This window comes from Sphingobium chlorophenolicum (genome assembly GCF_000722875.1).
GTDB lineage: Bacteria > Pseudomonadota > Alphaproteobacteria > Sphingomonadales > Sphingomonadaceae > Sphingobium > Sphingobium chlorophenolicum.
Map to the genome: position 1 here is coordinate 44,484 of NZ_JFHR01000034.1, position 11,664 is coordinate 56,147.

General features: G+C 65.3%; 8 protein-coding genes and 1 tRNA gene. 4 read left to right on the plus strand and 5 right to left on the minus strand.

What is annotated here, in order from left to right; translation table 11 throughout:
- Window positions 1-35 precede the first annotated feature (35 nt).
- Window positions 36-422 (minus strand): gamma-glutamylcyclotransferase family protein, encoded by a 387-nt coding sequence (locus BV95_RS14390; RefSeq protein ID WP_037453242.1) that lies wholly within the window; start codon window positions 420-422, stop codon window positions 36-38.
- Between the two features lie 325 nt (window positions 423-747).
- Between BV95_RS14390 and BV95_RS14395 the strand changes: the two genes are divergently transcribed.
- A complete protein-coding gene (locus BV95_RS14395) occupies window positions 748-933 on the plus strand; it encodes a PspC domain-containing protein (RefSeq protein ID WP_037453217.1) in 186 nt (61 codons plus the stop codon).
- 306 nt (window positions 934-1,239) lie between these two features.
- Here BV95_RS14395 and BV95_RS14400 read toward each other — a convergent pair whose 3' ends face one another.
- A complete protein-coding gene (locus tag BV95_RS14400) occupies window positions 1,240-1,980 on the minus strand; it encodes a DUF72 domain-containing protein (protein WP_037453219.1) in 741 nt (246 codons plus the stop codon).
- Between the two features lie 115 nt (window positions 1,981-2,095).
- Between BV95_RS14400 and BV95_RS14405 the strand changes: the two genes are divergently transcribed.
- Window positions 2,096-2,335, plus strand: coding sequence for a DUF2061 domain-containing protein (locus tag BV95_RS14405; RefSeq protein WP_037453245.1), 240 nt, complete (start codon window positions 2,096-2,098; stop codon window positions 2,333-2,335).
- On the opposite strand, the gene BV95_RS14410 is transcribed toward BV95_RS14405, so the two are convergent.
- The 3 genes from BV95_RS14410 to recJ all read right to left on the minus strand — a co-directional run bounded on the left by BV95_RS14410 (window position 2,332) and on the right by recJ (window position 5,075).
- Window positions 2,332-2,997: a peptidylprolyl isomerase gene (locus BV95_RS14410; protein ID WP_037453223.1), complete on the minus strand. Its 666-nt coding sequence runs from the start codon at window positions 2,995-2,997 to the stop codon at window positions 2,332-2,334. The genes BV95_RS14405 and BV95_RS14410 overlap by 4 nt on opposite strands.
- A gap of 114 nt (window positions 2,998-3,111) precedes the next feature.
- Window positions 3,112-3,187, minus strand: a tRNA-Glu gene (locus BV95_RS14415).
- 121 nt (window positions 3,188-3,308) lie between these two features.
- Entirely contained in the window at window positions 3,309-5,075 is a 1,767-nt protein-coding gene (gene recJ, locus BV95_RS14420; RefSeq protein ID WP_037453226.1) for a single-stranded-DNA-specific exonuclease RecJ, read from the minus strand.
- A 240-nt stretch (window positions 5,076-5,315) separates the two neighbouring features.
- Between recJ and BV95_RS14425 the strand changes: the two genes are divergently transcribed.
- Window positions 5,316-7,397: an autotransporter assembly complex protein TamA gene (locus BV95_RS14425; protein ID WP_037453228.1), complete on the plus strand. Its 2,082-nt coding sequence runs from the start codon at window positions 5,316-5,318 to the stop codon at window positions 7,395-7,397.
- Window positions 7,397-11,599, plus strand: a complete 4,203-nt coding sequence (locus BV95_RS14430; RefSeq protein WP_037453231.1) for a translocation/assembly module TamB domain-containing protein — start codon at window positions 7,397-7,399, stop codon at window positions 11,597-11,599. The genes BV95_RS14425 and BV95_RS14430 overlap by 1 nt, the downstream gene beginning before the upstream one ends.
- Window positions 11,600-11,664: the final 65 nt, after the last annotated feature.

An 11,664-nucleotide genomic window follows, 5' to 3' on the forward strand; every position in this document is an offset into this window, starting at 1 on the left:
AGCCTAATCGCCGCCGCGACCAGCGCAAGCCCTTCTCAGGCAAGGAAATCGCCGCTCCCGATCCGTTCCAGTCCGGCGACGTCGCGATCATAGACATAGGCCCAGGCCTCCACCGCGCCCTTTTCATTCTGGACGATCAACCGCTCGCGGCGATATTCATGCGGCTGGGGGAAATGCGCGGCGCATTCCTCATAGTCGTCGAGCGTCGCAAGCACCGATTCCGGATCGGCAAGCGCGAACAGGTCGCCCGTCACTTCACCGGGTCCGCCCGGCACGAAGCCCGGATAGCTTCCCACGCGATAGAGGCTGCCCCGCGCCGCCGCTCGGCCGACATGGCGCGCCGCGTTGCGCAGCCAGTGCGCCATCGGATCGTCGCAGCCCGGCCGCAACGTGCCGTAGACGAAGAGAAGCGGCTCACTCAAGCAGCCCGCTCGCGGATAATCCTGACTTGCAGGAAATTTGCCCAATTAGCGGAAATTTTTCCGCCAGAAAATGGCGAGCGACTCGCGAAATTCCCGGAAATTGCAGTGGGAATCGAAATTGGCACGGCTCCTGCAATCTTCCCGGCATCACGGCCGGACCGTCCGGCCCAGCACATATCAGGGAGTATATCATGTTCGCCAAGCTTCAAAACGCCGCCTTCGCCCTTACCGGCGCCCTGCTGGTTTCCGCGCTTTTCATCGGCGCCGCCATTCCGGTCGCGCCGATCGCCTGATCCGACAACATCCATTCAAGAAGGCCAGATTCATGAACGACAGCTTCACCCTCGACCGCCGCAATGGAAAGATCATGGGCGTGTGCGCCGGACTTTCGAACCGCACCGGCCTGGACGTCACGCTGATCCGCATCGCCGTCGTGCTGCTGACGCTGTGCGCGCTGGGTCCGGTCGGCGTCGCCGCCTATCTGCTGGCGGGCTGGCTGGCGAAGGGCTGATCAAGTACAGCCATAATGAAAGAGCCGCCCCTGGACATATCAGCGGGCGGCTCTTCCGATGTCCGTGATGGACTTTATGGATCGGGTCATATCGCGCTCAGGCAAACAGCACCGAATAGAAGGTCAGCATCTGAGCACCGACCGCAACCATGAGGGCAACGCCCTGAACCGTATGTCTCATATCTTTCATCCTGCATATTGTCGTCTTATGATCGCCCCAGGGGCAAGGCGGCCTATGCGCCCGACATGATATTGTAACAATCGCAAAGGATGACTTCGCAGTTGCAGCAAATGCAACAGTCGATGTTACCGTAAAGCCACAATCATGGCCTGCGCCGCTGCAGGGGCCCGCACCTTCGCGCCGCTGATGAAGAAGGCGTAGACGTCCCCTTGCGCCGCCTGCTGGCGCGCCCTGTCGGCCCAATTTTCGATCTCGCGGGGCGAATAGCCGGTCGGCTCCTCCTCCCGCGTGCGCATCAGCCGCGTATAGGAAAAGCCCACATCATGGCCGTTAAGCGCCGGATATTCCGGATGGTCGGCATAGACGACCGCCGCTCCCGCCGCCTTCGCCAGATGGAAAAAGGCGGGATCGTCGAAGCTGTCATGCCGCACCTCCAGCGCATGGCGCAGCGGCACGCCGTCGACGCTGGCGGGCAACAGCTTCAGGAAAGCGCCGAAATCATCCGGGTCGAACGCCTTGGTCGGCATGAACTGCCAGAGGATCGGCCCCAGCCGGTCGCCCAGTTCGGCCAATCCCTGATGGACGAATTTGGCGATGGACTCGCCTGCATCGGCCAGCACCCGGCGGTTGGTGCAGAAGCGCGAGGCCTTGACCGCGAACTGGAAACCATCCGGCACCGCCTTTGCCCAACCGGCGAAGGTCGCGGGCTTCTGCGTGCTGTAATAGGTGGCGTTGATCTCCGTCGCGGTCAGATGCTCGCCCACATAGGCCAGTTCATCCTTCTGGCGCAGCCCTTCGGGATAGAAGGTGCCGCGCCATGGTTCGAAGACCCAACCGCCGATCCCGACCCTGATCTTTCCGCCCATCCGCACTCTCCTTTGATGCGCATCCTGATCGGCAAAGTCGATCAGAGCCAGAGGGAAAAGCGGTTGGCATGTGTTGCGAACGATTCTTAACTATGGCACGCAGGAGCCAAATGCCATGTCGACCGACCTCATCAAGACCGCCACCTATCTCAGCATCCATCTGACCGTGGGATTTTCGGTCGCTTATCTGATGACCGGATCGGTCGCCGTTGCGGGCGGGATCGCGCTGGTTGAGCCGATGATCAACGCCGTCGCTTTCTTCTTCCACGAACAGGCATGGAAGAAGTTTCTGGCGCGTCCCCGGCGTTACAGAGGTCGGGATTGGTTGGTCGATCAGGCAGTGGGTTTGGTCTAGCCTTTACGGTTAAGCCACAGCAGCCATGGCTTCACGCCCCGCGTCGGATGCGGCGTGCCGTCAAGCCTTTTGGCGCGAATGATCCGGATCGGCTTGACGATCATCTGCCCGCGCATCGGCCCCGATCCGCAGCAGGTCGGGACCGCGAGGATCGCCTTCACCACATCCATCCCCGCCACCACATGGCCGAAGGCGGCATAGCCGATATAGTCGCCCCGCGCATCCATATTGGGCGTCGGCCCCACGGTGATGAAGAAATTGCCCATGGCCGAATTAGCGCGGTCCGGACGCGCCATGGAAATCGTCGCATCCAGATGCCGGATGCCCGTCCGTGTCGTCGGCTCATGCCTGATCGGCGGCAGCGACCGGCGCGCATCCGTGTCGATGCCGCCCTGGATCAGCCCCAGCTTCGGCGCGCTCTTGCGCCGCGCCGCGCGATAGAAGGTGACGCCGTCGAAGCGCCCATCATCGACATAGGTCAGGAAATTGGCGGCGGTGACCGGCGCCCGCCGATTGTCGGCCGCCACGACAATCGTGCCGACGAAGGTTTCGATCGCCACGCGGGTATAGCCCGGCGTCGGCCGGTTCGCGGGCAGCGCGAAGGCGGGACCGGAGAGAAGGGCAATCAGCGGAAACAGATAACGCAGGACGACAGGATGCATCGGCAGAAACGCACGCTCAAGGAAAAAGGATATCACCCAAGGCTAGAGCGCTTGCACATGCGGCGCAACCGGGTGGCAAGCACCAGATTTTCACCGCTTTCCAAAGGAGGAAGGTGGTGACCCCTACGGGAATCGAACCCGTGTTTCAGCCGTGAAAGGGCCGCGTCCTAGACCGCTAGACGAAGGGGCCACATGCAGGTCCGCGTGGGCGTCGCTGCGAAGCGAGGCGGGCATTAGGCGGTGGCTCCGGAACGGTCAACCCCCTTTTCGTCATGAAAATGACGCGGGGCATAAAATAGCCGATCCTCCCCTCAATCGGCCCAGGCGGCATCCTCCAGATGCAGTTCGGCGGCGGGGCGCGGGCCCCAATCGTCGATCTTCGCCCGTCCGGCGATCCACAGCCGCCGGTCGCGCGGCGCGCCCAATATCGCCTGGCCCAGATCGGATTCCGCCTGGCGGAAGGCGATGGTCTTGATCGACCGGCCATCGTCGCCCGCCATGATAGCGCGCAAATGGCCGTTGCCCACGACATCGGCCTTGATCACCCGCATCGGCCCGGAAGCGATCAGCGGCGCGGGCCAGCCCGCGCCATAGGGACCGCCCGCGTCGATGGCGGCGACGAAGTCCGGATTGACCCCCGCCGGGGCCAGCACCGCGTCGATCAGCAGGGCGCGGTCGTCCCGCGCCTTGGCGACGGCGCTGGAAAGCCGTTCGTCCAGAAAGTCGGCCAGCGCATCGACCTTGTCCGCCGCGACCGTCAGGCCCGCCGCCATGGCATGGCCGCCGCCCGCGACCAGCAAGCCGCTATCCTTCGCCGCCAGCACCGCCGCGCCCAGATCGACGCCGGAAATGGAGCGGCCCGATCCCTTGCCCGTGCCATCCTCATCGATGGCGACGACGATGGCGGGGCGGCCCGCTTTCTCCTTGATGCGTCCGGCGACGATGCCGATCACGCCCGGATGCCAGCCCGCGCCAGACACCAATGCCACCGCCCGGTTGCCCTGCGCGGCCAGCAGTTCCTCCGCCTCCGCCTGCACGGTGGCTTCGATGGCGCGGCGTTCCTCGTTCAGCAGGTCGAGTTCGGCGGCGATCTTCGCGGCTTCCGCCGGGTCTTCGGTGGTGAGTAGCCGCACGCCAAGGTCCGCCTTGCCCACGCGCCCGCCCGCATTGATGCGCGGGCCGAGCGCGAAGCCAAGGTCATGGCAGAGCGGCGCCCGCGTCAGGCGGCTGGCGTCGATCAGCGCGGAAAGGCCGACATTGCGCCGCTTCGCCATGATCTTCAGGCCCTGCGCCACGAAGGCCCGGTTCAGCCCCTTCAGTTGTGCCACGTCGGCCACCGTGCCCAGCGCGACGATGTCCAGCAGTTCCATCAGCGGCGGTTCTGATCGCTGCGCGAACCAGTTGCGTTTGCGTAGCACCCGGATCAGCGCAGCGCCCAGCAGGAAGGCGACGCCCACCGCCGCCAGATGGCCATGGGCGGCGGCTTCCTCCGCTTCATCGAGGCGGTTGGGGTTCACCAGCGCCAGAGCTTCGGGGAGCAGCGTGGTGCATTTATGATGGTCGACCACCACCACATCGACGCCCGCCGCCTTGGCCATGGCGAGCGCGTCGAAAGCCTGCGCCCCGCAATCCACGGTGACGATCAGTGTCGCCCCCTCGCCCGCCAGCCGCACCAGCGCTTCGCCCGACGGGCCGTAACCCTCCATCAGCCGGTCGGGGATATAGGGCCGGACCGCCAGCCCCAGATCGCGTAGCAGGCGGATCAGCAACGCCGCGCTGGTTGCGCCGTCCACGTCATAATCGCCGAAGATGCGCACATCCTCGCCCCGCATCACCGCATCGGCCAGCCGTTCGGCGGCGGCGTCCATGTCGCGGAACAGGCTGGGATCAGGCATGAAATGGCGGATGGTGGGATTGCGATGCGCCTCCACCGCGTCGCGGGGACAACCCCGCGCCAACAGCAATTGCGTCACCAGATCGTCCGGCCGATAGGCCGGGTCGCGCCCATCCGCGCTGCCGCCGCGCCAACGCCAGGGCTGGCCGAGGATCGAACGGGTGATGTTGAGCGCGATGGTCATCCCGATTGTCTAGAGTGTTTTCACTTTGAGCGAAAACACTCTGTTCTTTTGATGCCGCATTTTCCGAGACGTTGGCCGTAAACGGTCAACTTGAAAATGCTCAGGACGGGTTGGGATTCGGAGGGAAGCGCCCCCGATGCGGCAAAATGGTCATGACGCAGGCGGAACCGAAGCAACCGCTGGGGCGTATTGATGGCTCCCGCGGATGGGCGCCGGACAATGAAGGGGCAAGCGGTTTCCATGGAGTCCAGGCAGGCGAAGCGGGTTCGGCAAGCCTTGGCCCTGATGATGATGGCGGCTTCTCCCCTCCCCCTGATGGCGCAGACGCCCTCTCCGCCGCCGCCGGAAGAGCCTATCCTGCCCGACAGCGAATTCGAAGCGCGATTGCCCAGGACCGGGCAAGCGGACGCTCCCCTGCCCTCCATCGATGAATGGATCGACCGGCAGATGCCGCAGCCGGAAGCGGCTCGGCAATTGCCCCCCGCCATCGAACCGCGGGAGGACGGCGAACTGGCGCAACCTCTCCCGCCGCTCGACAGCGTGCAGGTGCCGTTGCAGGTGGCGACCGACAACGACCCTGGGGAGAAGACCGAAGCCGTCCGCTATTCCGTGGCGATAGAAGGGTTCGGCAAGACCGGGCTGGAGCAGGCGTTCCGCGACTCCTCCGCCCTGATCGACGGCGGCGGGAAGGCCGACACGGCGGCGATGGTGCAGGCCCGCGCCCATGAGGATGAAGCGCTGGCCGTGCGGCTGCTCTATTCGGAGGGCTATTATGACGGGACCGCGCTCGCCTCGCTGGATCAGGCGGGCGACGGGGCGTTGAAGGCCATCCTCTCTGTCACGCCGGGCAAGCGCTACAGGATCGGGGACATCGTCATCAACGCCGGGCCGACCGTGCCGCCGGGCCTGATCCGCGACAGCCTGCCGCTCAAGACCGACGACTTCATCGTCGCGGCGGCGGTGGAGGGAGCGGAGGCCAATGTCGGCGTCAGGCTGCCGGAAAATGGCTATCCCTTCGCCAAGGTGGGGCAGCGGGACATATTGCTCGATCCCGCGACGGCGACCGGGGACTATACGCTGCCGGTCGAGACGGGGCCGCGCGGGTCGTTCCGGGGAATTACCACCACGGGCGAAAAGCAGGCCTTTGGCGCCGACCATATGAAGGTTATCAGCCGCTTCAGGCCGGGCGAGCTTTACGACAGCCGCAAGGTGGACGATCTGCGCCGGGCGCTGGTGGCGACGGGGCTGTTTTCCAGCATTTCGGTCGATCCCGTGCGCACCAATGAACCCGGCCCGGACGGCACCGAATATGTCGACCTGAATGTCGCACAGGAGGCGGGCAAGCCGCGCACGCTGGCAGGCGAACTGGGCTATGGCACGGGGCAGGGTTTTCGCGCCGAGGGGACGTGGACGCACCGCAACCTCTTCCCGCCCGAAGGCGCGGTGATCGCCAGCGTCATCGCCGGGACGCAGGAACAGGGCGCTTCCGGCACGTTCCGCCGGTCCAATGCGGGCAAGCGCGACAAGACCTTCCAGACCGGCATCGCGATCAACCACCAGAATTACGACGCCTATGAAGCCTATACGCTGGGGCTGAACATCGGCTGGTCGCGTCAGTCGACGCCGATCTTCCAGAAGCGCTGGACCTATAGCTACGGCGCGGAAGTGCTGCTGACCAACGAGCAGGTGGTGGTCGATCCGGCGACGGCGGACAAGACGAGGCGGACCTATTTCATCGGCGGCCTGCCGGTGCAGGTCGGCTATGACCGGTCCAACGACCTGCTGAACCCGACCAGGGGTTTCCGCGCCAATCTGCGGGCGGAACCGGAAGGGTCTTTGCAGGGCAGCTTCTCCCCCTATTTGCGGGCGACCTTCGACCTGACGGGCTATTATCCGGTATCGAACGATCTGGTCATCGCCGGGCGGGCGCGGGTCGGCACGATCAGCGGGGCGAAGCGCGACGATGTGGCGCCGTCGCGCCGCATCTATGCAGGCGGCGGCGGGTCGGTGCGCGGCTATGGCTATCAGGAACTGGGGCCGAAGGACGCCAACAACGATCCCATCGGCGGCCGGTCCGTCAATGAATTCGCGGTCGAGGGACGCTATCGCTTCGGCGATTATGGCGTGGTCGCCTTCGTCGACGCAGGGCAGGTTTATGAAAGCTCCATGCCGCAATTTTCCAATATTCGTTACGGCGTGGGCGTCGGCGGGCGCTTCTACACCAATTTCGGCCCCTTCCGCGCCGACATCGCCATGCCGATCAACCGGCAGCCGGGCGAGTCCAAATTCGCGCTCTATATCGGCATCGGGCAGGCATTCTGATGGCTCCGGAAACCCCCACAGATGAGACAGTCATCATTCGCGAGAAGCGACCGCTCTGGCAAAAGATCGCGCTGGGCATCGTCGGCCTTGTCGTCGCTCTGCTGGTGCTGACGGCGGGCCTGTTGCTGTTCCTCAACACCCAGCCGGGCAAGAAATTCCTGATCCGCCAGATCGCCGCATTGAAGCTGGAATCCGGTATGGCCATCGAGGTCGGCCGGATCGACGGATCGATCTATAGCGACATGACGATCCGCAATCTGGTGCTGCGCGACCCCAAGGGCATTTTCGCGGTCAGCCCGGAAGTGCATGTGGTGTGGAGCCCGTTCCGCTACATCGAGAACCATATCTCAGTGCGGCTGCTGGAAAGCCCGCTGGTGGTCCTGGCGCGCAGCCCGCGGTTCAACATCACCAAGACCGATCCCAACGCTCCGATCCTGCCCGACCTGGACATCGACGTCGACCGGCTGAAGATCGCCCGGTTCGTCGTCGCCAAGCCAGTCATAGGCCAGAAGCGCGAAATCGCCATCGATGGCGTGACGCATATCGCCGATGGCCGCGCCATATTGTCCGCCAATGCCGTGGTCGACAGCGGCGACCGTTTGCAGGCACATCTCGACGCCGTGCCCGCGCAGAACCGCCTGTCGATAAAGGGCACGCTGACCGCGCCCAAAAATGGCGTGATCGCGGCGATGAGCGGCCTGACCGACGGCTTCACCGCGACGCTGGACGGCAGGGGGACATGGCAGGCGTGGAACGGGCGGCTGATCGCGACGTCGGGCAAGGGCGAGTTGGCGAACATCGCGCTTGCCGCCCGCGACGGCAATTTCACGGCGAAAGGTCCGCTGCGGCCGGGGCTGGTCTTTGCCGGAACGGTGGACCGGTTGACGACGCCCGCGCTCGACATCGACCTGTTCGCGGGCCTGAACGCGCGGCGGGTGAACCTCAAAGGCTCGCTCAAATCCCCGGCCCTTTCCGCCACCGCCCAAGGCCTGGTCGACCTCGGCCAAAGCCGGTTCAGCGCGCTCAAGATCGACGCCGCCCTGCTTGCCCCCGGCGCGATAATGGAGAAGGTGAAGGGCCGCGACGTCCGCGCCTCCATCATCCTCGACGGGCCGATGGCGACCCCCTTCATCGACTATGACATCACAGCGAAACAACTCGCCTTCGACGCCACCGGCATCGAGAATCTGAAGGCCAGCGGCCGCGCCGTCATCGACGCCGACCGCATTCGCATTCCGGTCAACGCCACCGCCAGCCGCGTCACCGGCCTCAACGCGGCGGCAGGTGGCCTGCTGCGCAATCTGCGGGTGAAGGGCGACTTCGCCTATGCTGCGGGCAAGCTGATCAGCGACAATCTGAAGATCGACAGCGACCGGATAGACGCCACCGCCATCGTGCTGGCCGACATGGAAAACGCCATCTATCGCGGCGCGCTGAAGGGCAGGGTCAATGATTACAGGATCGACGGCGTCGGCATCGTCAACCTGCAGACCGACGTGAAACTGGTGCCGGGCCCCAGGGGCGGTTTCGGCCTGTCCGGCCGCTTCGGCGTGCGCACGGCCCGGTGGGAAAATGCGTCCGTCCGCGATTTCCTGGGCGGCAATGCCGTCGCCTCCGGCAGCATCGGTATGACGCCTGAGGGCAAATTCACCCTCAGCGGCCTGAAAGGCGCGGCCCCCGATTTCCGCATTCACAGCGGTTCCGGCAGCTATGATACGGACGGCCGGATCGCCTTCGACGCCCGGGCGACATCGAACCGATATGGCCCGCTGGCGCTGACCGTGCGCGGCACGATGGAGCGGCCCAATGCAGTGCTCCGCGCCGCCCGGCCCAATGTCGGGGTGCAGCTTCATGATGTCGTGGCGAAACTGAACGGCGAGGCGGCTGGCTACCGGCTCGAAGCCACGGGCGGGTCCGCCTACGGCCCCTTCTTCGCCAATGTGCTGATCCGCACCGCGAAGGGGCCGCTCACCATCGACATAACCAGGGCGCATTTCGCGGGCATCGACATGAACGGCCGCCTGCAGCAGAGCGCCGCCGGTCCCTTCACCGGGCAGCTTGGCCTGAACGGGTCCGGCGTCACGGGCGCGGTCCGGCTGACGGCTGCTGGCAATGCGCAGGGCGCGCAGGTGAACGCCACTGCCAGCAACGCAAAACTGCCGGGCGAAGCGGATGTAGTGATCGGCCGGGCCCTCGTCACCGCGAATATAGTGATGACCGACCAGCCACAGATCAGCGCCGATGTGCAAATGGCCAACGCCGCCTATGGCGACTATGTGGTGCGCAAGGCGCGGGGGCGGATCGACTATCGGGGCGGGCGCGGGCGGGCGCAGCTTGTCGCGGATGGATCGACCGGCGCGCCCTTCTCCATCGCCATGAACGCGGCGCTGCGTCCCACCCTCTATGCCGTCGCGCTGGAGGGTCGGGCCAGCAACATCCCGTTCCGCTTCGCCCAGCCTGCCATCATCCGCATCGAGAAAGCAGGGTATCGGCTGGAACCGGCCACGCTGGTTTTGCCGCAGGGCCGGGTGGATCTGGCGGGCCGCTTCGGCCAGCAGACGGCGATGCAGGCGCGGTTCAAGGATTTCGACCTGGCCATCGTCAATATGGCTTCGCCGGGCCTGGGGATTGGCGGGAAAGCGACCGGCACGCTGGATTTTGCGCAGACCGGCTCCGCCTTTCCGACCGCGACCACGCGCCTCGCAATCAGCGGCTTCCGCCGGTCCAGCCTGACCAGGGTGTCCGATCCGGTGTCGATGGCGTTGGAGGGCAAGCTGTCCGGCGCGGGCGGCGACATGCGCGGCCTCGTCCGGCGTGGTGATGCCACGCTGGGCCGATTCGTCGCGACGCTGGCGCCGCCGGGACCGGGCGCAAGCTGGAGCGAACGGCTGCAATCGGCGCCCTTGGGGGGCGGCATCCGCTATGCCGGGCCGGCCGACGTGCTGTTCTCCTTTGCCGGACTGGCGGGCCAGCAATTGTCCGGGCCAATCGCAGTGGCAGCGGATTTCGGGGGACGGCTGGCCGCGCCGCGTCTCAACGGCATCGTCCGCGCCAATGCGCTGACCTATGAAAATGAGGCCTTCGGCACTCGTGTCACGCAGATGCGGCTGGACGGGCGTTTCACCAACGACCGGCTCGACCTGCGCGACTTTTCCGGCCGTGCGGGCGATGGCACGGTACAGGCGAGCGGCACTGTAGGTCTTGCAGCGGAGAGCGGCTATCCCATGAATATTGCCGTGAAGCTGGACCGCGCCCGCCTCGCCCGCAGCGAGGCGATCACCAGCGTGGTCAGCGGCACGCTGAACATCACCAACAGCCCGGCTAATGGCGGCCTGATCAAGGGCGATCTATGGCTCCCAGAAACCCGCTATCGCGTGGCGTGGCAGGGGGGCAGCGACATTCGTCAGCTTACCGGCGTGCGGCGCAAGGGCGAAGGCATGGACCTGCTCGATCAACGGCTCGCGGCGCGACAGGCGGCGGCCAAGCCGACGGCCTGGAAGCTCGACATCCGACTGCGCGCCGATAATGAGATTTACGTGACCGGCATGGGGCTGGATTCCGAATGGAAGACGAATATGCGCGTCACCGGCACCGCCACCGATCCCCGCATTGTCGGCAGGATCGAGGTAATCCGTGGCCGCTACAGCTTCTCCGGCCATCAATTCAATCTGGAGCAGGGCGTCATCAGCTTCAACGGGCCGATGATGAACCCGACGCTGGCGATCCGCGCCGAAACCAAGATCAGCGACGTGACGGCAGGCATAGCGGTCGGCGGCACGGCGCAGCGGCCCGACATCGCCTTCGTCTCCACGCCGACGCTGCCGCAGGACGAGATATTGGCGCGTATCCTGTTCGGCGACAATGTGGCGAACCTGTCCGCGACCCAGGCGATTCAGTTGGCGGCGGCGCTCAACGGGCTGCGCGGTGGCGGGGGTGGACTGAACCCGATGGGTAAGCTGCAAAATGCGTCGGGCGTCGACCGAATCGGCATTGTGGGCGGCGACGAGGCGACCGGGCGCGGAACGTCGCTGGCGGTTGGGCAACATATCTCCAACAATATCTATGTGGAGGTGATCACCGACCCGAAGGGCTTTACCGCGACGCAGTTGGAAATCTCGCTGTCCAGGACGCTCAGCCTGCTGTCGAAGACGGGGACCAATGCGGGGTCGTCCGCGAATCTTCGCTATTCGAAGGATTATTGAACGGGCGGCTGTTTTGGGTGGTTTGCAGTCATTCCCCCTCCCGCAGGCGGGAGGGGGTTAGGGGG

Excerpts from the sequence above, each read along its gene's own strand:
- BV95_RS14410 (WP_037453223.1), bottom strand. The coding sequence starts at position 2,997 with ATGCATCCTGTCGTCCTGCGTTATCTGTTTCCGCTGATTGCCCTTCTC.
- BV95_RS14430 (WP_037453231.1), top strand. The coding sequence starts at position 7,397 with ATGGCTCCGGAAACCCCCACAGATGAGACAGTCATCATTCGCGAGAAG.
- BV95_RS14425 (WP_037453228.1), top strand. The coding sequence starts at position 5,316 with ATGGAGTCCAGGCAGGCGAAGCGGGTTCGGCAAGCCTTGGCCCTGATG.
- recJ (WP_037453226.1), bottom strand. The coding sequence starts at position 5,075 with ATGACCATCGCGCTCAACATCACCCGTTCGATCCTCGGCCAGCCCTGG.
- BV95_RS14405 (WP_037453245.1), top strand. The coding sequence starts at position 2,096 with ATGTCGACCGACCTCATCAAGACCGCCACCTATCTCAGCATCCATCTG.
- BV95_RS14400 (WP_037453219.1), bottom strand. The coding sequence starts at position 1,980 with ATGGGCGGAAAGATCAGGGTCGGGATCGGCGGTTGGGTCTTCGAACCA.
- BV95_RS14395 (WP_037453217.1), top strand. The coding sequence starts at position 748 with ATGAACGACAGCTTCACCCTCGACCGCCGCAATGGAAAGATCATGGGC.